The sequence below is a fragment of the Mycobacteroides sp. CBMA 271 genome (assembly GCF_009729205.1).
Lineage (GTDB): Bacteria > Actinomycetota > Actinomycetes > Mycobacteriales > Mycobacteriaceae > Mycobacterium.
Genome location: NZ_VTHB01000001.1, coordinates 418,469 through 443,040, shown reverse-complemented (window position 1 = coordinate 443,040; position 24,572 = coordinate 418,469). Strand labels below are relative to the sequence as shown.

At 65.6% G+C, this 24,572-nt stretch carries 21 protein-coding genes; 12 read left to right on the top strand and 9 right to left on the bottom strand.

The features are described from left to right. Positions 1-115 precede the first annotated feature (115 nt). From nirD to FZI91_RS02170, 3 genes are read left to right on the top strand one after another with little or no spacing between them, the layout of a single operon-like run. Entirely contained in the window at positions 116-469 is a 354-nt protein-coding gene (gene nirD / locus FZI91_RS02180; protein ID WP_162525773.1) for a nitrite reductase small subunit NirD, read from the top strand. Next, positions 459-1,613: a uroporphyrinogen-III synthase gene (locus FZI91_RS02175; protein ID WP_155937033.1), complete on the top strand. Its 1,155-nt coding sequence runs from the start codon at positions 459-461 to the stop codon at positions 1,611-1,613. Before nirD ends, FZI91_RS02175 begins: the two co-directional genes overlap by 11 nt. After that, the gene (locus FZI91_RS02170; protein ID WP_155937032.1) at positions 1,606-2,304 is read left to right on the top strand and encodes a sirohydrochlorin chelatase; all 699 of its coding nucleotides are present in this window, start codon (positions 1,606-1,608) and stop codon (positions 2,302-2,304) included. The genes FZI91_RS02175 and FZI91_RS02170 overlap by 8 nt, the downstream gene beginning before the upstream one ends. On the opposite strand, the gene FZI91_RS02165 is transcribed toward FZI91_RS02170, so the two are convergent. Then, positions 2,278-2,574 carry an MGMT family protein gene (locus tag FZI91_RS02165; protein ID WP_155937031.1) on the bottom strand — a complete coding sequence of 99 codons (297 nt, stop codon included), beginning with the start codon at positions 2,572-2,574 and terminating at the stop codon, positions 2,278-2,280. The two genes, FZI91_RS02170 and FZI91_RS02165, sit on opposite strands and share 27 nt — an antisense overlap. A gap of 2 nt (positions 2,575-2,576) precedes the next feature. Continuing rightward, positions 2,577-3,359: an alpha/beta fold hydrolase gene (locus tag FZI91_RS02160; protein ID WP_162525755.1), complete on the bottom strand. Its 783-nt coding sequence runs from the start codon at positions 3,357-3,359 to the stop codon at positions 2,577-2,579. A gap of 85 nt (positions 3,360-3,444) precedes the next feature. Between FZI91_RS02160 and FZI91_RS02155 the strand changes: the two genes are divergently transcribed. The 4 genes from FZI91_RS02155 to nudC all read left to right on the top strand — a co-directional run bounded on the left by FZI91_RS02155 (position 3,445) and on the right by nudC (position 12,035). Further along, positions 3,445-6,615 (top strand): ATP-dependent DNA helicase, encoded by a 3,171-nt coding sequence (locus tag FZI91_RS02155; protein ID WP_162525756.1) that lies wholly within the window; start codon positions 3,445-3,447, stop codon positions 6,613-6,615. Further along, positions 6,612-9,842: an ATP-dependent DNA helicase gene (locus FZI91_RS02150; protein ID WP_162525757.1), complete on the top strand. Its 3,231-nt coding sequence runs from the start codon at positions 6,612-6,614 to the stop codon at positions 9,840-9,842. The genes FZI91_RS02155 and FZI91_RS02150 overlap by 4 nt, the downstream gene beginning before the upstream one ends. 170 nt (positions 9,843-10,012) lie before the next feature. Then, entirely contained in the window at positions 10,013-11,098 is a 1,086-nt protein-coding gene (locus FZI91_RS02145; RefSeq protein WP_155937029.1) for a TrkA family potassium uptake protein, read from the top strand. A gap of 1 nt (position 11,099) precedes the next feature. After that, entirely contained in the window at positions 11,100-12,035 is a 936-nt protein-coding gene (gene nudC / locus FZI91_RS02140; RefSeq protein ID WP_155937028.1) for an NAD(+) diphosphatase, read from the top strand. A gap of 15 nt (positions 12,036-12,050) precedes the next feature. On the opposite strand, the gene FZI91_RS02135 is transcribed toward nudC, so the two are convergent. After that, positions 12,051-12,323: a mycoredoxin gene (locus tag FZI91_RS02135; protein ID WP_155937027.1), complete on the bottom strand. Its 273-nt coding sequence runs from the start codon at positions 12,321-12,323 to the stop codon at positions 12,051-12,053. 146 nt (positions 12,324-12,469) lie between these two features. On the opposite strand from FZI91_RS02135, the gene FZI91_RS02130 reads away from it, so the two are divergent. The 4 genes from FZI91_RS02130 to FZI91_RS02115 all read left to right on the top strand — a co-directional run bounded on the left by FZI91_RS02130 (position 12,470) and on the right by FZI91_RS02115 (position 16,340). Next, positions 12,470-14,539 (top strand): ATP-dependent DNA helicase UvrD2, encoded by a 2,070-nt coding sequence (locus FZI91_RS02130; RefSeq protein WP_162526133.1) that lies wholly within the window; start codon positions 12,470-12,472, stop codon positions 14,537-14,539. Between the two features lie 55 nt (positions 14,540-14,594). Continuing rightward, a complete protein-coding gene (locus FZI91_RS02125; RefSeq protein WP_155937026.1) occupies positions 14,595-15,419 on the top strand; it encodes a dienelactone hydrolase family protein in 825 nt (274 codons plus the stop codon). Between the two features lie 256 nt (positions 15,420-15,675). Continuing rightward, entirely contained in the window at positions 15,676-15,885 is a 210-nt protein-coding gene (locus FZI91_RS02120) for a hypothetical protein (protein WP_155937025.1), read from the top strand. A gap of 170 nt (positions 15,886-16,055) precedes the next feature. Next, positions 16,056-16,340, top strand: a complete 285-nt coding sequence (locus tag FZI91_RS02115) for a WhiB family transcriptional regulator (RefSeq protein WP_155937708.1) — start codon at positions 16,056-16,058, stop codon at positions 16,338-16,340. Between the two features lie 75 nt (positions 16,341-16,415). Here FZI91_RS02115 and FZI91_RS02110 read toward each other — a convergent pair whose 3' ends face one another. From FZI91_RS02110 to FZI91_RS02085, 6 genes are all read right to left on the bottom strand, one after another. Then, a complete protein-coding gene (locus FZI91_RS02110) occupies positions 16,416-17,765 on the bottom strand; it encodes an AarF/ABC1/UbiB kinase family protein (RefSeq protein WP_155937024.1) in 1,350 nt (449 codons plus the stop codon). A gap of 44 nt (positions 17,766-17,809) precedes the next feature. Continuing rightward, positions 17,810-19,147, bottom strand: coding sequence for an AarF/ABC1/UbiB kinase family protein (locus FZI91_RS02105; RefSeq protein WP_155937023.1), 1,338 nt, complete (start codon positions 19,145-19,147; stop codon positions 17,810-17,812). A gap of 48 nt (positions 19,148-19,195) precedes the next feature. Next, positions 19,196-20,539, bottom strand: coding sequence for an AarF/ABC1/UbiB kinase family protein (locus tag FZI91_RS02100; RefSeq protein WP_155937022.1), 1,344 nt, complete (start codon positions 20,537-20,539; stop codon positions 19,196-19,198). A gap of 50 nt (positions 20,540-20,589) precedes the next feature. Beyond that, the gene (locus FZI91_RS02095) at positions 20,590-21,468 is read right to left on the bottom strand and encodes a hypothetical protein (protein ID WP_155937021.1); all 879 of its coding nucleotides are present in this window, start codon (positions 21,466-21,468) and stop codon (positions 20,590-20,592) included. Positions 21,469-21,557: 89 nt separating this feature from the next. Further along, the gene (locus FZI91_RS02090) at positions 21,558-22,934 is read right to left on the bottom strand and encodes a zinc-dependent metalloprotease (RefSeq protein ID WP_155937020.1); all 1,377 of its coding nucleotides are present in this window, start codon (positions 22,932-22,934) and stop codon (positions 21,558-21,560) included. A 67-nt stretch (positions 22,935-23,001) separates the two neighbouring features. Continuing rightward, positions 23,002-23,418 (bottom strand): thiol-disulfide oxidoreductase DCC family protein, encoded by a 417-nt coding sequence (locus FZI91_RS02085; protein WP_155937707.1) that lies wholly within the window; start codon positions 23,416-23,418, stop codon positions 23,002-23,004. Between the two features lie 49 nt (positions 23,419-23,467). Here FZI91_RS02085 and FZI91_RS02080 point away from each other — a divergent pair, with 49 nt between their 5' ends. After that, positions 23,468-24,490, top strand: coding sequence for a PDZ domain-containing protein (locus FZI91_RS02080; RefSeq protein ID WP_155937019.1), 1,023 nt, complete (start codon positions 23,468-23,470; stop codon positions 24,488-24,490). Positions 24,491-24,572: the final 82 nt, after the last annotated feature.

Sequence of the window (24,572 nt, the reverse complement as noted above, 5' to 3'; positions counted from 1 at the left end):
TGCGTCGGTAATACCCGGGTAACACAACGCCGGTACACATGACTCAACAGAACGAGAAGAAAGGCCGGAGATGACAATCCTGGACGCTCGCCCCCGACTGAGGCGGTACCAGTACGTGTGGTCGACGGTCTGCGCGGTGGATTCGCTCACCCCCGGGCGGGGTGTGGCAGTGCTGCTATCGGACGATGTGCAGGCCGCACTGTTTCTGCTTCCGAGCGGAGATCTGTATGCGGTCGGTAACATGGATCCATACGGTCAGGCCGCCGTCATGTCGCGCGGTTTGACCGGTGACCGGGGTGGCGAGCCGACGGTGGCGTCGCCACTTCTCAAGCAGGTCTTCTCGCTTATAGACGGGCGTTGCCTCGATGATGCGTCGCGCCGGTTGCCAGTCTTCGAGGTGCGGGTGAGCAATGGAAACATCGAAATCGGAATGCTTAGGAGCCGACACCGGGACGCGATTGCCGCGTAACGGGGAGGACCGTCCGCTGGACGGGTTCACCATCGGCATCACGGCCGCACGCCGGTCGGAGGAATTTATCGCGCTCCTGGAGCGTCGGGGCGGTGCCATCGTGCACGCCGCGGCGATTCGGATCATCCCGTTGGCCGATGATGCCGAGCTGCGGCGCGCCACCGAACTCGTCATCGACAATCCTCCCGATGTCACTGTGGCCACCACCGGGATTGGCTTCCGCGGCTGGATCGAGGCCGCCGACGAGTGGGGTGTCGCCGCCGACCTCAAGTCGGCGCTCGAGTCCGGACGTCTGGTTGCCCGCGGACCCAAGGCCACCGGGGCGATTCGTCAAGCGGGGCTGCGCGAAGAGTGGTCGCCCGAATCGGAGTCGTCCGCGGAAGTCTTGGACCGGCTGCTCGAAGAGGGCGTCGAGGGACGCCGTATCGCGGTGCAGCTTCACGGTGCCGCTACCGAATGGGAGCCCATCGCCGATCTGTGTGAGGCGCTGACCATTGCTGGTGCACAGGTGATCCGGGTTCCGGTGTATCGCTGGGAGCCGCCGGAGGATCAGCGGCCGATGGACCGGATGATCTCCATGGCCATCAATGCCGAGCTGGACGGGATCAGCTTCACCAGTGCGCCGGCAGTGGCGTCAATGCTTGGACGTGCCAAGGCAACTGGGCGACTGGATGAGCTGCTGTCCGCGCTGCGGGGCAGGGTGGCGCCGCTGTGCGTCGGCCCGGTGACCGCCGCCCCGTTGGAGGTGCTGGGCGTGCCGACTACGCAGCCGGAGCGTGCTCGACTGGGTGCATTGGCCCGACACATTGCCGACGAACTAACCAGGCGTGCACCACGTTTCCATGCAGGCGGACACGTCGTCAGTGTGCGCAGCCGAGGGATCGCTGTCGATGGCGAGACGCGACAGATCTCCCCGGCGGGTATGGCATTGATGAAACGGCTCATGGTGCGCCCGGGTCAGGTGGTATCTCGCGAGGACCTGTTGGCCGCGCTGCCCGGCGGCGGGGATGACACCCACGCCGTCGAGACGGCGATGACGCGGCTGCGTTCGGCGCTCGGTGCGCCGAAAGTGATTCAGACAGTGGTGAAGCGGGGTTATCGGCTGGCCATCGATCCGACGACGATCGGAGAGTGTCATGCCTGAGCTAGTCCTGGTTGCACACGGCACCCGGTCGGTCGCCGGTGTGGAGAACATCGCCGCGCTCGCGGAGGCGGTATCGCGGCACGTGGGTTCGGTACGCACCGCGTTTGTCGATGTGCTGGGCCCGTCGCCGTCGGAGGTGCTTTCGACGATTGATGGTCCCGCGGTGTTGCTTCCGGCCTTTCTGGCATCGGGATATCATGTGCACCGAGATATTCCGCAACACATCGAATTGAGCGGACATCCCGAGGTCGCCGTCACTCAGACGCTTGGGCCAGATCCCGCGCTAGCCAGGGCTATGGTCGAACGGTTGCGTGAGGCCGGGTGGCGTCGCGGCGATGCCGTGGTACTTGCCGCCGCGGGTTCCTCGGATCCTCGTGCCCGCCATGAGGTTCACACCGCCGCAAGCATGTTGGCGCGGCACACCGGTCCCGTCCGGGTGGGGTATATCGCGACCGGTGCGCCGCGGGTTCGCGACGTGGTCGCGCAGGCGCGCACCTCGGGCCGTCGCGTCTTCATCGCGTCATACCTTTTGGCACATGGACTGTTCCAGGAGCGCCTCGCGGACTGCGGCGCCGACGGCGTTGCACAACCGCTGGGTGTGCATCCGGAGATCGTCAACCTGATGGTGTGCCGGTTCGCATCAGCCGTGGCATTGCCGGGAGCCCTAGAAGACGTGGCGGACTTCGCGTAACGCGATACGGCCGTCCACCGCCAGTACGCCTTCGGCCCTGAGCAGTTCCAATTGGCGCGTCCGAATGTGCGGCGCGGGGCGACCGCTCGAGCCGATGACGCGATGCCAGGGCAGGTCGGCCGAGTCGGTGCGCATGATCCACCCAACGATTCGCGCGCTGGAAAGACCTGCCGCATCGGCGATGTCGCCGTAGGTGGCTACCCGCCCGGCCGGTATGGACGCGACCAGCGAGCGCACCAGCTCGACTTTTTCTTCGGTGACCGCTGCCATGACTACGTCAGGTGCGACCGTATTGCCGCGGCCGTCTCCGCGGGTCGGGATTGGGACACCATGTGATCGCAGTCGACGTCGATCAGTTCGAACCGGTCTCCGAGGCGCACCCGGAGTGCATCGATAAGTTCGGTGGTCACATAGGGCGGACTGGTGCGGGTTGCCCTCAGCAATGTGACGCGAATGCTGTTGGCAGGTAAGGCGATATCGCGTGCCAGTTCGCTCCAGGCGGTGACTACCGCCGGTAGATTCATCCGCCAGCCCCACCGGCCATTCGGCAGGGGGATCAGATGTTCATCCAATTCGGTCTCGACGACCTGATCGGGTACATCGGACCAAGACCCGGCGACCTTGTCCGACTTCGCCTCGGCGCGATCGGTGTAATCCGGGTAGGCCACCATCTGTTCGGCGATCTGACGCATCCAGTCACCGTCCAGCCCGATGGCCGGATCGAGGAGCACAAGCGAGGTGACGAGGTCCGGTCGGCGCGCCGCCAGGTGCAGCGCAATGGCTCCACCGAAGGAGTGCGCCACCACCACGAGGGGCCCGGTGGCCGCCTCATCCAGCACCGCGGCGACCGCATCGGCATGTGCCTCCAACGACCACGGAGCGGGCGCGGGGGAGCGTCCATGGCCCAGAAGATCCGGTGCCAGGGCGGACACCTCTGGCAGGTGCTCGTCGAGCAGCGGTGGCCAACGCTTGCCGTGTCCGGTCAGTCCGTGCAGCGCCAGCAGGCGTACGGGTTCATCGGGGCCGTAACGGTAGGTCGTCAGCGTTGGTGTCACTTGCGAAATACTGCCACGATCCTCGCTCGATCCCTCGGCAAGCAGGTCAGCTCCACTTGTCGGACCCTCGTGCTGTGATCTGCATATGCCGCCGACGTCCGACTCCCGACTATGGGACGGTGCCGCGGCCGAGCTGCTGGCTCCGGACCGACAAGGCCGGTACGTGGTGGTCGGCGGCAGCGGAACCGGCAAGACGAGCCTGCTGGTCGACATCGTGGCGGCACGGATCGCCGCGGGTGCGAGCACGGAATCTGTTCTCGTGCTCACCGGTTCCGCCCGGGCGAGTGCCGACCTGCGCAGCCGAATCTCGGCCGCGGTGTTCGAGCGACGTGCCGGCGTCGCCATCCGCGAACCCATGGTGCGCACCGTCCACTCGTACGCCTTCGCGGTTCTCGCCGCTCGGGCCGCCCAGCAGGGCAATCCGTTGCCGCGCTTGATCACCGCCGCCGAGCAGGACAGCATCGTGCGGGAGTTGTTGTGCGGCAATGCCGAAGATAGTTCGGGCTCGTGGCCGGAGTCACTGCGGCCGGCATTGACGACGGCCGGGTTCGCGACCGGTGTTCGGGACCTGATGGCGCGCTGCACCGAGCGCGGTGTAGATCCGGCGGCACTCCGTGCCCTCGGTCGACGCCACAACCGCCCGGAATGGGTCGCCGTCGCGGATCTGGCACGGCAATACGAGGAGGTCATGCTGTTGCGATCCGCGGTAGGGATGGCGGCTCCGCAGGCGACCGTGCCCGCGCTCGGGGCCGCCGAGCTCGTCGGATCCGCGTTGGAGGCCTTCGCGGTCGAGCCGGGAATTCTTGCCGCAGAGCAGGATCGAATCGACATTCTCCTCGTCGACGATTCCCAGCATCTCGACCCGCAGGCCGCGCTGTTGGCTCGGCTGCTCGCGCAAAGGGCCGGTATCTGTGTCATTGCGGGTGACCCCAATCAATCCGTATTCGGGTTCCGTGGCGCCGACGTGCAGCTGCTGCAACCCGAATCCAGTACGGCCACGACGATCGAGCTCAGCCGTTCGCACCGATGCGCCGCCCCGGTCGCGGCCCTTGCGAACGCAGTGGCGCGGCGGCTGCCCGGGTCTTCCACTGCCCGTGAAATCGTCGGAGCCGAGAACGCGGCGGCCGCCGTTCGATTAGCCGCCGTACCCACCGAAACCGCCGAAGTGTCGCTGGTGGTGGATCTGCTGCGGCGATCCCATCTGATCGATGGGGTGCCGTGGTCTCAGATGGCGGTCATCGTCAGGTCGGTATCCCGCAGTGGTGCGGCGCTGCGCCGAGCCCTGCAATCTGCGGGTGTTCCCGTGCATGCGGAGGCGTACGACGGTGCCGTGGCGTCCGTTCCGGCTGTGCACGCGCTGCTGCTGGCGGTATCCGCTGCGCAGGGCAGTGTGGGTGATGAGGAGGCAGTGGCGCTTGCGACCGGGCCGATCGGGCGCGTTGATCCGGTGGCGCTCAGGCGTTTACGGCGCCAATTGCTGCGCGCAGAAGAGACCCGGGGAGGCGACAGGAGCAGTGCCGCGCTGCTGCGTGCGGTGATCGTCGAGGCCGATGACACGCACCTTTCGGCGCTCACCGATATCCAGGCCGCTCCGCTACGACGCGTGCGGGCGGTCATCGCATCCGCTCGTGACGCGATCGCTGCCGGTGCCAGCGTTCTCGACGTGCTGTGGGCCGCCTGGTCGAGGTCGGGTCTGCAACGACGCTGGGATGGTTTGTCCCAGCGTGGGGGGCCGCTGGGTGCGCAGGCCGACAGAGACCTTGATGCGATGTCGGCGCTGTTCGACCTGGCGTCCGAGCATGTCTCACGCACACCGGGTATCGGGGTGACGGGATTGATTGACCACATCCGATCACTGGCGCTTGCGGGTAGGCGAGCGACGCTGATAGAGCCCGATGCCGTGACCATTGTCAGCGCGCACTCCGCGGTGGGGCGTCAGTGGGATGTGGTCGCGATACCCGGTGTACAGGAAGGGCTATGGCCCAACACGTCGGTGCGGGGAGGTGTGCTGCGTACCCAGGAGCTGATGGACGTGCTGGCGGGTATCGATCATGCGGAGCATGTCGACGGATCTGCAGTGGCGCTCGCCGAGGAACGCCGCCTACTGCTACTTGCCGTTGGCCGCGCAGGGCGCCGCGTTCTCCTCACCGCGGTAGACAACGAGAATGCCGACATGGGCGGTGGCCCCGCGATGGCATCCCGCTTCCTCACCGAACTCATGGTCGCGCACCCGGATTGGGTGATGCCCGAACGCCGGCCAGGAACGGCGGAGTCCCGGACACTGACCGCCGCCAACCTCGTCGGCGAGCTGCGTGCCGTCGTCACTGCCGCGCCCGGTTCGGTGAGCGATGGGCGCCGCCGCGCCGCCGCCCGGCAATTGGCCCGGCTTGCGGACGCCGGTGTCTCGGGCGCGGATCCCGAATCCTGGTATGGACTAGCCGATGTCAGCAGCCAACACCCGCTGTGGCATGCCGAGGACGGTCCCGTCCGCTTGTCGCCCTCCAATGTTGAGACGCTCATGGCGTGCCCACTGCGTTGGCTGCTGGAACGCCACGGCGGCACCGACCTCACTGATCCGCGCCGGGCGCTCGGGACGCTGGTACATGCCCTTGTCGGCGAGTATTCCGGAGATGCGGATGCGATGCGTCGGGAGCTCGACAAGGCCTGGGAAACAATGCCATTCGAGTCGAAATGGTATGCGCGTAACGAGCTGCTCCGGCATCAGGACCTGTTGCAGACCTTCAGTGCTTGGCGGGCCGCAACGCGGGGCGAACTCACCGAGGTTGGACGAGAGATCGGCGTTGACGGGGTGCTGACGCGCGCGGATCACCCGCAGGTACGCCTGGTCGGCCGCATCGACCGGTTGGAACGGGATGCAGCGGGGCGTCCCGTCATCATCGACATCAAGACGGGAAAGAGCCCCGCCACCAAGGACGATGCGCAACAACACGCCCAGCTCGCCACGTATCAGGTTGCCGCTGCCGACGGGCTGATCGACGGGCAACCGGCGGGTGAACCGGGCGGCGGCCGGTTGGTGTACGTCGCCAAATCCAACCTCGACGACGGTGCCACCCAGCGTCATCAAGATCCGCTGACGCCCGCTGCCCAGGACACCTGGCGCGAGACCATCCATACCGCCGCTGCCAACACGCAGGGGCCCGTGTTCATCGCGCGTATCAATGACGGTTGCGGGCATTGCCCGCTGCGGGCGTGCTGCCCCGCGCAGGCCGAAGGGCAGGCGGTGTGCCAGTCGTGAGCGCATACACTCCGGCCGAACTATCCAGGGCTCTAGGGATTTTCGAGCCTACCGAGGAGCAGGCCGCCGTTATTGGGGCGCGGCCGGGACCCATGGTGGTGATCGCGGGCGCCGGCGCCGGTAAGACTGAGACGATGGCGGCCCGGGTCGTGTGGTTGGTTGCCAACGGCTACGCCACGCCGGGTCAGGTGCTCGGATTGACCTTCACCCGTAAGGCCGCCGGACAGTTGTTGCGCCGTGTCAGGTCACGGCTCGCGCGACTCGCCGGCAGCGGGATCCTGCCTCCCGTCAGCACCGACGAGCCCGACCCCGTCATCGGCACGTATCACGCGTACGCCGGAACCTTGTTGCGTGAACACGGGCTGCTGTTGCCCATGGAACCCAACGCGCGGCTGCTGACGGAAACACAGTTGTGGCAGTTGGCCTTCCGCTTGGTCTGCGATTTCGACGGCGACCTGGATACCGAGAAGACTCCCGGGGCTGTCACCGCGCAGGTGCTCGCCTTGGCCGGCCAGCTGTCCGAACATCTGGTGGACACCGCCGACCTGCTGTCCTCGCACGATGAGCTCGAACAGCTGATCCACACACTGCCGCCCGGCCCGTATCAGCGGGAGGGACGGCCGAGCGCCTGGCTGTTGCGGCTTGTCGAAACGCAGTGTGAAAGAACGCAGCTCGTCGCGATCGTGGACCGGCTGCTGCGCGAGATGCGTACCCGCGGTGTACTCGATTTCGGGACGCAGATGTCGTTGGCGGCTCGCCTGGCTGCCGAGCACTCCGTGGTCGGACAAACCCAGCGGGAACGCTACCGGGTGGTCCTTCTCGATGAGTATCAGGACACCGGGCACGCGCAACGCATCTTGTTGTCGTCGTTGTTCGGGCGAGGTGTTGATCCCGAGTTGGCGTTGACCGCAGTGGGCGATCCGATCCAGTCCATTTACGGTTGGCGTGGCGCATCGGCAACCAACCTGCCCCGGTTCACCACCGACTTCCCGCTGGCCGACGGATCGCCGGCGCCGACGCGGGAACTGCGCACCAGCTGGCGCAACCCGCCGGAGGCTTTGCATCTGGCCAACGCCGTCTCGGAGGAAGCGCGGCGGCGTTCGGTGGCGGTACGGCCGCTGCGGCCCCGTCCGGACGCCCCTTCCGGTCACATCGCGTGCGCACTGCTCGGCGACATCGCCGCCGAACGAGAATGGGTTGCAACGCAAATGGCCTCGGTATACGAGGAGGCGCGACGGGAACAGAACCGCCCGCCATCGTCGGCGGTCCTGGTCAGGCGCAACAGCGATGCCGCGCCCATGGCGGAGGTCCTTGCCGCACACGGTGTGCCGGTCGAGGTGGTGGGACTGACGGGTCTGCTGGGGCTTCCGGAAGTGGCCGATACCGTCGCGATGTTGCGCCTTGTCGCCGACCCGACCGCCGGTCCGGCCGCGTTGCGCGTGCTGACCGGTCCGAGGTGGCGTCTCGGAGCCCACGATCTGGCGGTGCTGTGGCGACGCGCGACGGCATTCGGCCGCGGCGTCGCTGATGTGTCGGGGGAAGAAGCCGACATTCCGTGTCTGGCCGACGCCGTCAGTGATCCCGGTGCTGCAGAACAGTATTCACCGGAGGGCTGGACTCGCCTGACGGCGCTGCGCCGTGAGCTGTCCGCACTGCGTACCCGGCTCGGCATGCCGCTCACCGACCTGATCGCCGAGGTGCAACGGGTGCTGGCGCTCGACGTCGAGCTCGTGGCGGGGCAACGCGCCGGCGGCTTGGACCAGTTGCGTGCCTTCACGGACGTCGCGGCGGGATTCGCCGAGGCCGCTGACCAGAGCGACCCGGTGGGGGTGATCGCCGCGTTCCTGCAGTACCTCGACGCGGCCTGGGAGATCGAAAAGGGTTTCACTCCAGCAGAAGTTGCCGCCAGTCCGGGACGGGTACAGATCCTGACCGTGCACTCGGCCAAGGGGCTGGAATGGGATGTGGTCGCGGTACCGCATGTGAGCGCCGGGGTGTTTCCGTCGGGCGTGGCCGCACCGACCTGGCTGACAAGTGCCACCGAGCTGCCTCCGCTGCTGCGCGGCGATCGCGCCACCGATGGGGATCGCTTCGGGGTTCCGCAACTGAATACCGAGGGGATCACGAACCGCAAGCAGCTCTCCGATGCCATCGCGCGGCACAAGGACAGCCTGGCCACTCGCCGTATCGACGAGGAACGTCGGCTGCTGTATGTCGCGGTTACCCGCTCGGCCGAACAGCTTTTCGTCTCCGGACACCACTGGGGACAGACCGGTCTCAAGCCAAAGGGGCCGTCCGACTTTCTGAATGAGCTGCGCGATGTCATCGAAGATGCAGCCGCCGAAGTCATTCCGTGCGGCATCGTCGAACAGTGGGCCCCCGAGCCCGCGGCCGGCGAGCGCAATCCCATGCTTGATCAGTCGGTTGAAGCGCAGTGGCCCGCCGATCCGCTCGCGGACAGGCGCAGCGAGGTCGAAGCCGGCGCGCGGCTGGTGCGGGAGGCGCGCGCCGGTGTAACCGCCGGACCCGATGACGAAGACGATGACGATATGGACGGGTGGACCGCCGATGTCGATGCGCTGCTACGCGAACGAGAGCAGGCCCATCGGCGGCCGGAACTGGCGCTTCCTCAGCATCTTTCGGTGACTAGTTTGGTCGAGCTGCGCCACGATCCGCAGGCACTCGCGCGTCGTCTAGCCCGACCGCGGCCCTCCCGGCCGGACCTCGAAGCGCGCCGCGGCACCGCCTTCCACTCCTGGGTGCAGCGCCACTATGGGTCGGTGCGCCTCATCGACTTTGAGGATCTCCCGAGCGACGGCTACGGAGATTTCGAGGATGCCGAGGATCTGGCGGCGCTGCAGTCGGCATTCCTGGATTCGGACTGGGCGGACCGGACCCCGGCCGACGTCGAGGTGCCGTTTGAGATCTCCGTGTCTGGGACCGTCCTGCGCGGGCGGATCGACGCCGTGTTCGGACCCGACAGCGGCACGGCCGGCACCTGGACGGTCGTCGACTGGAAGACCGGACACGAGCCGTCCGGCGCCGAGATGGAGGCCGCGGCCCTGCAGTTGGCGGTGTACCGGCAGGCATGGGCGGCCCTACAGGGGATCGATCCTGCGCGGGTGAACGCGGTGTTTCACTACGTGCGTACGGGGCGAACGGTCGCACCCGCCGAACTGCCTGAGCTGCCGCGTGAGGCGGAGCTCTCCGCGCTGGGCCGGGAATGAGATCGGCGCGCACTTTCTGGCTATCTCCCCAGCCAACGCGAATCACGGGTGTGGTGTGAGTAGATTGACACTCGTGCAACCGGCGAATCGGACGCGATCGGAGCAGGGTCGTTGGTCTTCGCGTAAGCGGCTCATCCTGGGTCTAATGTCTTCGCGCAAGCGGCTCATCCATGGCCGGTAGGCTCCGCCAGCGGTTTCGCGGACTTGACGAAACGCTGACCGCACAGCCAGATCACGCGTTGGTCGGTGTTCTGCGTATTCCGCAGAATGCGGCGAGCCCGTGGCGGGCTATCGGAAAGCGCATCCTCATCGCGGTGGGCACGCTCTTCGCTGCCGTGCTCGTCGTATACGCGGACCGCAGTGGTTACCGCGACGTCGCCTCGACGCCGGAGGAGAGCGATCCGCTCAGCTTCCTGGATTGCTTCTACTACGCCACCGTCTCGCTCTCGACCACCGGTTATGGCGATATCACCCCGTACACCGAAGGTGCCCGGCTGGTGAACATCCTCGTGATCACCCCGCTGCGGCTGCTGTTTCTGATCGTCCTGGTCGGCACCACGGTCGAGGCGCTCACCGAACGTTCTCGTCAAGCTTTGAAGATCCAGCGATGGAGGTCCCGCGTGCGCAACCACACCGTTGTCGTCGGATACGGCACTAAAGGCAAGACCGCCGTGCAGGCGATGCTGTCCGATGGCGCCGTCCCGTCCGAGATCGTGGTCGTCGACGAAGACCAATTGGCCTTGGATGCCGCGGCAGCCTCGGATCTGGTGACAGTGAGAGGCAGCGCCACCAAATCAGATGTGTTGCGGCTTGCGGGTGTTCAAAACGCGAAGTCGATCATCGTGGCCGCCAATCGGGATGACACCTCGGTTCTCGTCACGCTCACCGCCCGTGAACTCGCGCCCAACGCCAAGATCGTTGCCGCGATCCGCGAGGCCGAGAACGTGCACCTGCTGCGTCAGTCGGGCGCGGACTCGGTGGTGGTGTCCTCGGAGACGGCGGGTCGGCTGCTTGGTATCGCCACCTCGACACCCCGGGTTGTCGAGATGATCGAGGACCTGTTGACGCCGGAGGCCGGATTCGCCATCGCTGAACGCGAGGTGGAGCGCAGCGAGGTCGGCGGCTCACCTCGCCACCTCTCGGACATCGTCCTCGGGGTGGTGCGCGACGGCACCCTGCATCGCGTTGATGCGCCCGAAGTAGATTCCATCGAGCCGACCGACCGCCTGCTCTACGTCCGCAACGCCGGTGCCTGACATGACGTTTCGTCTTCGCAACGTTCCCCTGTTGTCACGCGTCGGGCTTGACCGGGCGGACGAGCTACGTTCCAATCCTGAGGAATTGGCGAAAGGCTGGGCCGAGGCCGGGCTGATTACGCTGGACGTCCGCGGGCGAGTGAACATCGTCGACGGGCAGGTGGTCCTCGACGACGCGGCGGGTGTCGGCGACCAACCGCCTGCGCATGCCGTGTTTTTGGGGCGAATCCCGGGCGGTCGCCACGTCTGGGCCGTGCGCGCTGAACTCGATGAGGGCAGTACACCGCTGTTGGACATTCGCCGCTCGGGTCAATTGTTCGATGACACCAGCGCGGCCCTACTGGCCACGGCCATGGCGATGCTCACGTGGCACGACAACGCCGGCTACAGCCCTGTCGATGGATCGCGCACCACGCCCGCCAAGGGCGGTTGGGTTCGGGTGAATTCGAATACTGGGCAGGAAGAATTTCCACGCACCGATCCCGCCGTCATCTGCTTGGTGCACGACGGCGGCGACAGGGCGGTGCTGGGTCGTCAGAAATTCTGGCCGGAACGCATGTTCTCGCTGTTGGCCGGATTCGTCGAGGCGGGCGAATCGCTGGAAGCATGTGTCGCCCGCGAGATCGCCGAGGAAGTCGGCCTCACCGTCACCGACGTTGAGTATCTGGGCAGCCAGCCGTGGCCGTTCCCTCGGTCGATCATGTTGGGTTTTCACGCCCTCGGCGATCCGTCTCAGCCGTTCTCGTTCAACGACGGCGAAATCGTCGAGGCCGACTGGTTCACCCGTGACGAGGTTCGCGCCGCGCTGGAGCTGGGGGACTGGACCACCGAGCCGCAGAGTCGGCGAGATCCCGCCTCCGAGTCCGACTCACGGCTGATGCTGCCCGGGTCGATCTCCATCGCCCGGGAAATCGTCGAATCCTGGGCCTACGCCTGACTTTGGCGGGCAGAATTACGCGCCGAGCTTGGCCTTGACCTCGGCCAGCGACGGATTGGTGAGCGCGCTGCCGTCCGGGAACTTCACGGTCGGCACCGTCTGGTTTCCGCCATTGACATTCGCGACGTAGTCGGCCGCTGCCGGATCCTGCTCGATATCGACCTTGGTGTAGCCGATACCCGCGGACTTGAGCTGCGTCTCAAGTCGACGGCAGTAGCCGCACCAGGTGGTGGAGTACATGATGAGGCCGGAATCGCTTGCTGTGGTCACATCGGCATTCAACGTCATACCCCTCCCGGGTGTTCCGCCGGGGTATGTGAGCTGCCTCAACGCCGAGCGTGAAGCTATGGCGGGAAAATCGCGAAAATCCCGCTATAGCTTCACACTCGGCGGGTGGGAGGCGGGCTGTCGGCGGTTGCTGCGAAGATGGCCGGGTGACGCGCAATCTGCTGGACGGTCTCGACGACGAGCAGCGTGCCGCCGTCACGGCGCCGCGCGGGCCCGTCTGCGTGCTCGCCGGCGCCGGAACAGGTAAGACGCGGACCATCACCCACCGCATCGCGCACCTGGTCGAGTCGGGCCATGTCGCACCCGGTCAGATCCTTGCGGTCACCTTCACTCAGCGCGCGGCGGGGGAGATGCGCGGACGGCTTCGCGATTTGGGCGTCGGCTCGGCGCAGGCCGTCACCTTCCACGCCGCCGGCCTGCGTCAGCTGCGATACTTCTGGCCGCAACTCGTCGGCGATACCCAGTGGGAGCTGATCGACAGCAAGTTCACTCTCGTGGCCCAGGCGGCCAACCGGGCCAAGCTGAGCACCACCACTGACACGGTGCGTGACCTTGCCGGTGAAATCGAGTGGGCCAAGGCGTCTTTGATCAGTCCGGAGACCTACCCCGCGGCGGCAGCCAAGTTCGGCCGGGATGTGCCGGTGCCGGCCGAGCAGGTCGCCAAGGTGTACGCGGGCTACGAGAAGCTCAAGGCCCGGCCCGACGGCTCGACCCTGCTCGATTTCGATGATCTGCTGCTGCACACCGCCGCTGCCATCGAGAACTCGGCCTCGGTCGCCGACGAATTCCGGGACCGCTACCGGTGTTTCGTGGTCGACGAATACCAGGACGTTACGCCGTTGCAGCAGCGGGTGCTCGACGCCTGGCTTGGTTCTCGCGACGACCTCACGGTGGTTGGCGACGCCAACCAGACCATCTACTCGTTCACCGGGGCCACCCCGCAGTATCTACTCGGCTTCTCCCGTAGATTTCCCGACGCCACCGTGGTCCGGTTGGAACGTGACTATCGCTCGACGCCGCAGGTGGTGTCGCTGGCCAACCGGGTGATCGCAGCCGCGCAGGGACGAGTGGCGGGCAGCAAGTTGCAACTCATAGGTCAACGGCCAGAGGGGCCGATCCCCAGATTCTCCGAACACGATGACGAGGTCGCCGAGGCGAAGGCCGCTGCGAAATCGATTGCGGCGCTGATGAAATCCGGCACTGAGCCATCTCAGATTGCGGTGCTGTACCGGATCAACGCACAGTCGGAGGTCTACGAGGAGGCGCTCACCGAGGCGGGCATACCCTTTCAGGTGCGTGGTGGTGAAGGCTTCTTCACGCGTCAGGAGGTGCGCCAGGCGCTGGTGGCGCTGCAACGCGCAGCAGGTCGATCCGATACAGATACCCCTGTACCACAACAGGTTCGGGAGATTCTTGAGCCGCTGGGGTTGACTGCCGAGGAGCCGCACGGCACCCAGGCGCGCGAACGGTGGGAATCGCTGCGCGCTCTCGGCGTGCTCGCTGATGAGGAATGCGCACGTCTGCCGGAGCTGGATCTGCCGGGCCTGGTCCGCGAGCTGCGAGTCCGGGCCGATTCGCGTCATCCGCCGACGGTGCAGGGCGTGACGCTGGCCTCGCTGCACGCGGCGAAGGGGCTGGAATGGGATGCGGTGTTCCTGGTAGGGCTGGCCGACGGCACCTTGCCGATCTCGCACGCGTTGTCGCGGGCCGGTGATATTGAACCGGTCGAGGAGGAACGCCGCCTGCTCTACGTCGGAATCACCCGCGCGCGTGTGCATCTGAACCTGAGTTGGGCGCTCGCGCGGGCCGCGGGGGGGCGCAAGTCGCGCAAGCATTCCCGGTTCCTCAACGGCATCGCGCCTACCGCGCAACTTCCCGCCGCGGCCACGCCGAGGCGTCGGGGCGGCGGCTCGCGCTGCCGGATCTGCAACGCGGCATTGAGCAGTCCGGCGTCGGTACTGCTGCGGCGCTGCGAAAGCTGTCCTTCCGATATCGACGAGGAACTCCTTGTCGCACTGAAGGATTGGCGGCTCACGACGGCTAAGGAGATGAAGGTGCCGGCGTTCGTGGTGTTCACCGACAACACCTTGATTGCCATCGCCGAACTGCTGCCCGGTGATGACGCCGCGCTGGTCGCCATTCCGGGGATCGGCGCGCGCAAGCTGGAGCAGTACGGCCCCGATGTGCTTCGTTTGGTGCGCGCCAGATCCTCGTAACCGCTTGTTCAACACGTGTCTAGCGCGGATGCCCAACTGGTTCTAGGCTCGGCGCATGGCCGACGATGACCTCCGCGATTTCGAAGCAGGCACCTTCACCCATGAGGGTGAGACCAAGATCGTGTTGAGAAAGGGCAGTGGACCGGCAGTGATCGTTATTGCCGAGATGCCCGGGATCAGCCCCAAGGTGGCCAACTTCGCGCGCAAGGTGGCCGATATCGGCTGCACCGCGGTCATGCCGCACCTCTTCGGCAATCCGGGCCAAAGTGTCGACCCGAAGGCCGACGGCTGGCTGCGCACCGCCACCTATGGGCTGTCTTCGATATTCCGCGGCTGTGTGAGCAGGGAATTCACGGTTCTGGCCACCGGAAAGAGCTCGCCGGCAGTGGCGTGGCTCCGGGCTCTGGCCCAGAACGAGCATGAGCGCAACGGCGGCCCCGGGGTGGGGGCCATCGGCATGTGCTTCACGGGTGGATACGCGCTGGCCATGGCGGCCGATGATCGCCTACTGGCGCCGGTGCTGTCCCAGCCGTCGCTGCCGTTCGGTCTCACCAAGAACGCGCGGCACAACATCGATATCTCGCCGGCAGACCTGGAGAAGGTCAAGCATCGCTGCCAGCACGACGGACTCAAGGTGCTCGGCATGCGCTTCACCTCGGACAAGCTGGTGCCCGCCGAGCGGTTCGAGTTCCTCAAGGAGGAGCTGGGTGATGGATTCATCGCCATCGAACTACCGGGAGAGACCGCGAACCCCGATTCGCTGATGCCGGCGCATTCGGTGGTCACCGAACATCTCATTGACGAGCCCGGTCAACCCACGCGGGAAGCGCTCGATCAGGTGCTGGAGCTGTTTCGTTCGCGGCTACTCGCCACGACCTAGCGAGCGTTCGCTCTGCGGCGACATACGCATGCCGAACTGCGCTTCACACGCGAAGCTTCGCCGCCGAACCGAAGTTCGGCATGCGACCCCCGGAGTGCCCCGGAAAGATGCCAGTTCGGCAAAACTGGTTTAGAAACATATCCGCAGGTCAAAAATAACTTGTCAACCGACAGATGAGCTTTTACCCTGGGCTTCAGGAATTCGCGAGAGTTTCTCACCAGACCTGTTCATGTACGAGTAGACGGAAGGAGGAGCGATGAACACACTCACCAATTACGGCGACACCTTGTGGCGTGATGCCCATGGTGTCTTTGTCGTATCGCCGATCGCTCCGCCGTCGCTCCAGATGCATGCTGCCGCCAAGCCGGCGGTTGCCATGTCGCCGGCCGGCTCGGTTTCCACGATTAAGCACCGCGCCGTCGCCGCCGCCGCGAATGTCGCGTCCGTGAGTAGGGGATACATCTAGGTAGCCCCTCAACCGCCTCCCAGGCCACGGACCCGACAACACCGGGATCCGTGGCCACATTTGTTTGAGCCTCAAACCTCAGACGTGGTTCCGGATCTCGATCGATAGACACCGATACGAGATCAGAAGTTTTTCAAGGAACCGAAGAGGAAGAGGTGAACGGACACATGATGACCGTCGTCGAAACGGAGGCCCGAAGGCGGGACCTGCCCTGCCATGTGGCGGACGCGGATCTGTGGTTCGCGGAGAGCCCCGCCGACCTGGAGCAGGCCAAGGTGCTGTGCGCGGACTGCCCGATCCGGTCGCAATGCCTGGCTGCTGCACTGGACCGTGCGGAGCCCTGGGGTGTGTGGGGCGGCGAGATCCTGGAGCAGGGTGCCGTCGTGGCGCGCAAGCGTCCGCGGGGACGTCCGCGCAAGGATGCGCTGCCTACCGCTGATCCGGCCGCCGCGTGACGCGGCCCGCCGCGAACATCGTTGGGCCCGACAACCAATGCTCCCCATCGCCGCTGGCGGTGGGGAGCATTGTTGTTAGGCCGATTTCGCGTTGGGCTCGAAGAAGCCCGGCATCCATTCTTGGGCGATTGCCGCGTAGTCCACATGAGCATCGAGCTGCACAAGAACTCCCACCATGCCTCCGAGAGTGCGCAGCAGCATGACGTATCCGGGCGGCACCGTCATCTGCCGGGCCAGCTTGAATCGTTCGGCGAAGCCCTCATCGAGAAGGTCAGTAGACGCCACCGCGGCCTGCTGGAACCACTCGCGTGTGAAATGAAACTCGCCGGAGCGCAGCGGGTCTACATACGGCCACAACGGCCGGATGTAGTCCATGACCTGATCGCCCTGCAGCTGCACATCATGTGGCATGAACCCGAGCTGCTTGATGAGCCGGACGACCTCGGCCCATTGTTCGTCGCGCGCCCAACATAGGACCTCGCCGAATTCGGGCGGAACACCGTTCGGATGCTCGGAGACGGCACCGAAATCGATGACGCCGAAACGGCCGTCGGGAAGCAGCATGAAATTCCCCGGATGTGGATCGGCGTGGACCAGCCCGACCCGTACCGATGAGCTCACCGTGAATTCGAGCATCAATGCACCGGCGGAGTCGCGCTCCTCCCGCGTGCCCTCGGCGATGATCTTGGAGAGTCGCCGTCCCTCCATCCATTCCGCGATGAGGACCTTAGGCGCGCTAGCCACCACCGCCGGGACGAAGAATTTCGGATCGTCGGCGAAGGCCTTCGCGAAGGCGCGCTGATTGGAGGCCTCCAGCCGGTAGTCCAGCTCGGCTTCGATGCGATCGCTGATCTCGGCCACGAGCCTGTCGATATCCGCCTTGGGCGCAATCTGTTTGGCCAGTGGCGTCATCCGCTGGATCAGCTTCAGATCAGCGCGCAGTGCATCGTCGGCACCGGGATATTGGATTTTGACGGCGACCTCGCGGCCGTCTTTCCACACGCCCCTGTGCACCTGGCCGATGCTGGCCGAGGCGACGGGTGTGTCGTCGAAGGACTGGAACCGATCGCGCCATTTGGTGCCCAGCTGCGCGTCAAGCACCCGATGCACCTTCGCGGCGGGTAGCGGTGGGGCCTCGCTCTGCAGCTTGACCAATGCCTCGCGGAACGGATCGGCGAACTGCGGAGGGATCGCGGCCTCCATGACCGAGAGGGCTTGCCCGACCTTCATGGCGCCGCCCTTGAGCTCGCCCAGCACCTTGAAGAGCTCATCGGCGGTCTTGTCTAAAAGGTCGGCATTGACTTCATCCCAGGATGCCCCGGTCAGTCGCTTGCCCACGCCTAGGGCCGCACGTCCGGCCATGCCCGCCGGAAGGCTCGCAAGCTTGGCCATACGTCCTAGCCCGCCGCGGCGAATATCTGCCATCTCAAGCCATACCTTTCCGTCCGGCAGCGTTGCCGTGACGTTCTTCAGGGAAGAGTAGCGGCGACGGTTTCGTCCTCGCGAAAGCCGGGAATCCAGTCGCCGATGATCCGGCCGTAGGGGACGGTGGCATCGAGCTGGGCCAAGATGCCCGACAGGCTTCCCAGGACTCGGAACATCATGAGGTAGTTGGGTGGCAGGTCCAGATGCCGGCCGGTTTGGAACTGGGCGCCGCGCACGTCGCTGGATTTGGCGGCGATGCGCTGCAACCACTTTCGGGTGAAATGGAACTCGTCAGACTTCAGCGGATCGATGAACGGTTTCAGGTATTCGTCGATCTCTTCGGGTGTCACGTCGGTGCGCGATGGAATGAATCCTTCATCGCGCATGAGGGGGATGAGTTCATCCCATTCTCCGTCGCGCTCCAGCCGCCAGATGGGCCCGAGGTTAGGAGGGAACCCGCCTTCGTGGGTGGCGACGGCGCCGAAGTCCATGACGCCGAACCGTCCGTCCTGCAGCAGCATGAAGTTGCCCGGATGGGTGTCGGCATGCAGCAGTCCGCAGCGGTAGGGGGAGCTGACGGTGAACTCGACCAGGCGCCTGCCGCATTCGTTGCGCTCGTCCTTGGTGCCGCCCGCGATGATTTCGGAGAGCCTGCGGCCTTCCATCCACTCGGTGATGATGACCTTGGGGGCCGAGGCGACCACGGAGGGAACCAAGAACTGCGGATCGCCGGCGAAAGCCTTGGCGAACCTGCGCTGATTGGCGGCTTCGATGCGGTAGTCGAGTTCTTCTTCGGTGCGTTCGATCAGTTCGTCAATGATGCCCTTGACGTCCGCACCAGGAACGATCTGCTTGAAGAGCGTGGCCAACCGCTGCATGGTCTTGAGGTCGGAACGTACGGCCTCATCGGCGCCGGGGTACTGCACCTTGACGGCGACGGCGCGTCCATCGCTCCACACCGCCCGATGAACCTGTCCGATGCTGGCCGAGGCGACGGGTGTGTCATCGAAGGATTGGAAGCGCTCGCGCCATTTGGTGCCCAGCTGGGCATCCAGAACCCGGTGCACCTTGTTGGCCGGCAATGGCGGGGCATCACTTTGCAGCTTGGTCAGTGCCTCGCGGAAGGGTTCGGCAAAAGCTGGCGGGATCGCAGCCTCGAACACCGATAGGGCTTGCCCGAGTTTCATGGCCGCGCCCTTGAGCTCGCCCAGCACCTGGAACAGCTGCTCGGCCGCCTTTTCCATCATCTCGGCGTTGACTTCGTCCTTGGACTTGCCGGTCAGGCGTTTACCGACGCCGAGTGCAGCCCGTCCTGCGATCCCTGCGGGAAGGGACGCGAGCTTGGCGGCACGTGCGGCGCGGCCGCGGCGGATCTCAGCCATGCGCTACATCATGCCGGGCCGCACACAATTCTGACAACGCGCGTTTTTCTACTGGGCCGGAGTCGTTGCGTCCTCGTGGAAGCCCGGAACCCATTTGTCGACGATGGCCGCGTAGTCCACCGTTGCGTCGAGCTGGGCGGCAATGCCCACTAGTCCGCCGAGTACCCGGAACAACATCACGTAGTTGGGCGGCAGATTCAGTTGCCGGCCGGTCTTGAACGATTCGGCGAACTGTTCACTGCGGAAATCCGTAGAGGCGGCGGCGATTCCCTGCAGCCACTTGCGGCTGAAGTGGAACCGGTCGTAGTTGAGCGGTTCGATGTAGGGCTTCAGGTAGGAATCGATCTCCGCGTGCGACACCTTGGCGCCCGGCGGCACGAACCCTTCGGTGCGCAGCTGAGCGGTCAGTTCCTCCCATTTCTCGTCGCGAGCCAGCCGCAGGATCGGTCCGGTGGCTGCGGGTAGCCCGCCCTCATGGGTCGCGACAGCGCCGAAGTCCATGACGCCGAAGCGTCCGTCATCGAGCAGCATGAAATTGCCGGGGTGGGTGTCGGCGTGCAGCAGACCACACCGGTAGGGGGAGCTGATGGTGAACTCCAGCAGTAGGTGGGCGCAGTTGTTGCGCTCTTCTTCGCTGCCGTTGGCGATGACGTCCGAGAGCTTGCGGCCCTGCATCCATTCGGTGATGACGACTTTGGGGGAGGAGGCTACGACTGGTGGCACATAGAACTCGGGATCGCCGGAGAAGGCCTTGACGAATGCGCGTTGGTTGGTGGCCTCGATGCGGTAGTCAAGTTCTTCTTCGGTGCGTTCGATGAGCTCGTCGATGATGCTCTTGACGTCGGCGCCCGGCACCACCTGCTTGAACAGCGATGCCAGCCGCTGCATGGTCTTGAGGTCGGAGCGCACGGCCTCGTCGGCACCCGGGTACTGCACCTTGACGGCCACTCGCCGGCCGTCGCCCCATACCGCGCTGTGTACCTGGCCGATGCTGGCGGAGGCGACGGGTGTGTCCTCAAAGGACTGGAACCGATCGCGCCACCTGGTGCCCAGCTGGGCATCGAGCACCCGGTGCACCTTGTCTGCGGGCAGCGGAGGAGCGTCACTTTGCAGTTTGGTCAGCGCCTCGCGATAGGGCCCGGCGAATTCCGGCGGGATGGCGGCCTCCATGACCGAAAGTGCCTGGCCCAGTTTCATGGCGGCGCCCTTGAGCTCGCCGAGCACCTGGAACAGTTGTTCGGCAGCCTTCTCGACCAGCTCCGCGTTCACTTCGTCCTTGGACTTGCCGGCAATGCGCTTGCCGACGCCGAGGGCGGCACGCCCCGCGATACCGGCGGGGAGGGATGCGAGCTTGGCGGCGCGTGCTGCACGGCCGCGGCGGATATCTGCCATGCCAATATCATGCCCGGTGCACGCAATAGTTGACAAAGTGCCCTATTACGTCAATCAGGGGTGAAGTAGGCGCCGCAGTCGCACAACGGGTGCGCGGTCCAGTGCCGGGCGGTCAGCGCGTGGGTGGCCAGATCGAGTTCCAGTGTCGCATTGAGTGTCACCAGCGGGCCCGGCGTCTGCCCCCGGATGGCCGATAGCACCCGGTCAATCTGCGCCAGCGCCACTGCGACGGTGCCCAACACGGTGGCCGGGGCGGCCATGCCCACGGTGCCGGCGAGCTGGGCAGCGACCGCCGGCCACTGTTCGTCACGATCGCGGCGGTGCCGATCGGCGCACTCCAGACAGCTGGTGATCCCGGGGAGGACCATGGGCCCAATGAGGCCAGAGCCGTCGCGTGCCCGGACGGCGAGATGGGGCACCTTGGCATCGGTGAGCGTGCGCAGGAGTCGGGTGTCGGCGATCAGGTCGTCGGCGAGTATTGCCAAATCCACATACTGCCAAGACTTTCCGTGTGCCGACTGGGTGCAGCGCTGGATTCGCGCCGAGGTATGCCGTAGCGCTTCGGCGAGAGTGTCGGACAGCGGTCCGCGGCCGACGAGGCGGATCACCGGAGATGCGATGGCGACCGGGCGGGTACGGCGGATCACGGCACCGGCGTCGACCAACTCGCCCAGCAGGACGCGTACGTCCTCGGTGTCGTGAAAGTCCTTGATGCACTGAAGGTTCAGAATCTGATCCCAGGTGAGTTCATCGGCAAGTGAGTTCAACAGCTGCCGCACCGCCAGGGCGGGGGTGGCAGCTGACGGGCGCACGATCACCGCGCGACATGGCGTCCAGCCGATCTGTACTCCGCTGTCCGGTCGCGGCAGCACGGGGCGCGCCGGGTCGAGGGTGAACGTCGGCTCGCTGGACATGACCCACTGTGGCATGGCCGGAGTGCGCGGTGAACGGGGGAAAGCCGTTTATCCACAGCCCGATTCGGTCGTTGACCAGCGCCGAACGGTTCCGCGTGAGATTTTCAGTCTTCCCGGTTTTCTCGGTGTTCTTCGGAGGTACCCGGATCCAGCTTCTCGATTTGTGCGATCGGGTCATCCAGGGCATTAGGGCCGTCGGTGCCCTCATCCACAATCCGGTCAATGAACGCAGCCGGGTTGTCCAGATCGCTGGCGTCGGGGATCAGGTCGGGGTGTTCCCAGACAGCGTCGCGCTTGTCCACGCCGACAGCGTCGGTGAGGCGCCGCCACAGGTCCGCGGCCTCACGCAGCTTGCGGGGTCGCAGCTCCAGACCCACCAGGGTGCTGAAGGTCTGTTCGGCGGGGCCGCCCGTCGCACGGCGGCGGCGCAGTGTCTCGCTGAGCGCGGCCGTCGCTGGGATGCGTTCCCCGAGTGCGTCGGTCACCACGGTCTGCACCCAGCCCTCGACCAGAGCGAGCAGTGTTTCTAGGCGCTCCAGCGCCTGCTCCTGCTGAGGTGTGGTCTTCGGCTCGAAGATGCCTTGGGACAGGATCTGTTCCATGCCGGACGGGTCATTGAGCGAGGCGGGGTTGAAGCCGCGGGCGGCCTCCTCGATGGCGCTCATGTCGATCGAGATGCCCTTGGCGTACTGCTCGACGGTGTCCAGTAGCCGGATGGTCAGCCAGCCCACACCACTGAACAGGCGGTGGTGTGCGGCCTCCCGGGCGGCCAGGAAGGTCATGATCTCGCTCTTGGACTGTTCGAGTCCTTCCGAGAAGGTTTCGATGGCCCCTGGCAAGAGCGCAGCAGTTCCTCGCGGGCCCAACGGCAGACCGATATCGGTGGAGGTCAACACCTCTCGTGAGAGCTGCCCAAGCGCCTGGCCCAGTTGAGATCCGAAGGCCATGCCGCCCATCTGGGTCATCATGCCCAGCAACGGACCGGCCATGCTCTGAGCCTCTTCTGGGAGGTTCGCCGCCCACATACCCGAAATCTGTTCGGCGACAGGATCGACCAGCCGCTTCCAGGTCTCCAGGGTGTTGTCCACCCAATCGGTCGCGGTCCAGGCCGCGGTCCGGGTGGCACCGGCAGGCAATGCGGTGGCGCCGTCGAGCCAGGTATCGGCCAGATGCACCGCGTCGGCGATGGCCGAGGTGGTGCCCTCGGTGATTGGGGCGACGAAACCGATTGAACTTGAGGCAAGTTGACGGGCGATGTCGTAGTTGACGGGGCCGGCGGGATTACCGCTGGCCGCGCTGGCTGCTGCACCGCTGAACATCTGGCCTAGCTGAGTGAAGATCTGACCGAGGTCGGCGGGATTGAATCCGCCAGATCCGAAACCGAAGGGGTCGTTCCCGCCCGGCCCCTGGCCGCGTCCGCCATCGCCCCGCTCGCGGTCGGGGTCGTCGCCAGCAGCGAATCCAAAGGGGAGGTCGGCCATATCTCCACGGTACCGCCGGTGGGCGCAGCCCGATCACGCTGTCAGTGAAACCCTTCTCAGTGGTGAGTTAGGCGAGGAAACGTGCGCGAACCTCGGGCGGCGGCACCGGGCAGGTGTCGTACTGGCCGAACACTCGGTATCGGATGCGCGCGACCAGCCGATACAGACCGTCGCGGATCGGACGGGGAACCAGCCGCCGGATGAGCGAGGCTCGTCTGGTGTCGCCCAGATAGTCCATGACGCGGAGCACAGCGTCGGAGCGGATGTGAATTCGCTCCGCGGGCTCACCTGGGTGGTCGACGATCACGAAGGAATCGACGCCGACGAGTTCTGGGTGTCGCTCGATCACCTGCTTGGCGTACTCGCTCTCGAGCGACCCGAATCGCATGGTCCCGACCGTGTCGAAGCTAAGGATCTTCTTCACCGCGCCGTTGCATAGCGCGCACACGCCGTCGTACAGCAGCACGGGGGCCTGGTCAGTCATCGTTCCTCCGCCGCCGAGAGTACCGGTGGCCTTGCCATAGGGTGGCGGCATGAATCGCCGCGTAGCGACGTTGCTGGTCGCTCTGATCCCTATCGTCGCCTTCGGGTTGTTGATGGCGGTGATCACCGTGCCGTTCGTATCGCTCGGTCCGGGGCCGACGTTCAACACCCTCGGACAGGTCGAGGGCAAGGAGGTCGTCGATATCAAGGGCACCCCGGTCGATCCGGTGTCCGGTCACCTCAACATGACAACGGTCTCGCAGCGCGACGGGCTGACCCTGGCCGACGCGCTGCGGCTGTGGGCCAGTGGTCGTGAGCAGCTGGTCCCGCGCGACGTCGTGTACCCGCCCGATCGTTCCAAGGATCAGGTGGACAAGGACAACGACCTCGAGTTCAAGAAGTCGGAGGAGAGCGCCGAATTCGCCGCGTTGGGCTACCTCAAATACCCGACCGCGGTGACCGTACTGACCATCGCCGAGGACGGACCCTCCAAGGGAAAGCTGCACGAAAACGACGCCATCACCGCAGTGAACGGGCATCCGGTCGCGACACTCGACGAGTTCACCGGTCAGCTCAAGTTGACCAAGCCGGGCGACGTGGTGACCCTCGATTACAAGCGCAAGAACGCCCCGAATGGAACGGTAAAGGTCACCCTCGGCAAGAACGGCGATCGTGACTACGGGTTCCTGGGGGTCGGCGTGGTGCAGGCGCCGTGGGCGCCGTTCACCATCGATTTCAACCTGGCCAATATCGGCGGGCCATCGGCCGGACTGATGTTCAGCCTCGCGGTGATCGACAAGTTGACGCCCGAGGAGCTCGATGGCGGAAAGTTCGTCGCCGGAACGGGAACCATCGACGCCGAGGGCAAGGTAGGTCCCATCGGCGGGATCACCCACAAGATGCTGGCAGCCAAAGATGCTGGCGCGACGGTGTTCCTGGTACCCGCGGCCAATTGCGCGGAGGCGAAGACGGATGGCGGGCAGGGCCTGACCCTTGTCAAGGTCGGCACCTTGACCGAAGCTGTCGACGGACTCAATGCGCTCAACCACGGTGGTCAAGCCCCGAGTTGTTAGCGAGCCTCACCACGTTCGATGCAGGACTGCGTCCACTGTTCTGCGGCTACAGTGGGCTGGGTTACAAGAAGCGGTTAGTGAG

Excerpts from the sequence above, each read along its gene's own strand:
- FZI91_RS02170 (WP_155937032.1), top strand. The coding sequence starts at position 1,606 with ATGCCTGAGCTAGTCCTGGTTGCACACGGCACCCGGTCGGTCGCCGGT.
- FZI91_RS02105 (WP_155937023.1), bottom strand. The coding sequence starts at position 19,147 with ATGGCTGAGATCCGCCGCGGCCGCGCCGCACGTGCCGCCAAGCTCGCG.
- FZI91_RS02155 (WP_162525756.1), top strand. The coding sequence starts at position 3,445 with ATGCCGCCGACGTCCGACTCCCGACTATGGGACGGTGCCGCGGCCGAG.
- FZI91_RS02120 (WP_155937025.1), top strand. The coding sequence starts at position 15,676 with ATGAACACACTCACCAATTACGGCGACACCTTGTGGCGTGATGCCCAT.
- nudC (WP_155937028.1), top strand. The coding sequence starts at position 11,100 with ATGACGTTTCGTCTTCGCAACGTTCCCCTGTTGTCACGCGTCGGGCTT.
- FZI91_RS02110 (WP_155937024.1), bottom strand. The coding sequence starts at position 17,765 with ATGGCAGATATTCGCCGCGGCGGGCTAGGACGTATGGCCAAGCTTGCG.
- FZI91_RS02125 (WP_155937026.1), top strand. The coding sequence starts at position 14,595 with ATGGCCGACGATGACCTCCGCGATTTCGAAGCAGGCACCTTCACCCAT.
- FZI91_RS02145 (WP_155937029.1), top strand. The coding sequence starts at position 10,013 with ATGGCCGGTAGGCTCCGCCAGCGGTTTCGCGGACTTGACGAAACGCTG.
- FZI91_RS02090 (WP_155937020.1), bottom strand. The coding sequence starts at position 22,934 with ATGGCCGACCTCCCCTTTGGATTCGCTGCTGGCGACGACCCCGACCGC.
- FZI91_RS02100 (WP_155937022.1), bottom strand. The coding sequence starts at position 20,539 with ATGGCAGATATCCGCCGCGGCCGTGCAGCACGCGCCGCCAAGCTCGCA.
- FZI91_RS02135 (WP_155937027.1), bottom strand. The coding sequence starts at position 12,323 with ATGACGTTGAATGCCGATGTGACCACAGCAAGCGATTCCGGCCTCATC.
- FZI91_RS02115 (WP_155937708.1), top strand. The coding sequence starts at position 16,056 with ATGACCGTCGTCGAAACGGAGGCCCGAAGGCGGGACCTGCCCTGCCAT.
- FZI91_RS02085 (WP_155937707.1), bottom strand. The coding sequence starts at position 23,418 with ATGACTGACCAGGCCCCCGTGCTGCTGTACGACGGCGTGTGCGCGCTA.
- FZI91_RS02095 (WP_155937021.1), bottom strand. The coding sequence starts at position 21,468 with ATGCCACAGTGGGTCATGTCCAGCGAGCCGACGTTCACCCTCGACCCG.
- FZI91_RS02165 (WP_155937031.1), bottom strand. The coding sequence starts at position 2,574 with ATGGCAGCGGTCACCGAAGAAAAAGTCGAGCTGGTGCGCTCGCTGGTC.
- FZI91_RS02080 (WP_155937019.1), top strand. The coding sequence starts at position 23,468 with ATGAATCGCCGCGTAGCGACGTTGCTGGTCGCTCTGATCCCTATCGTC.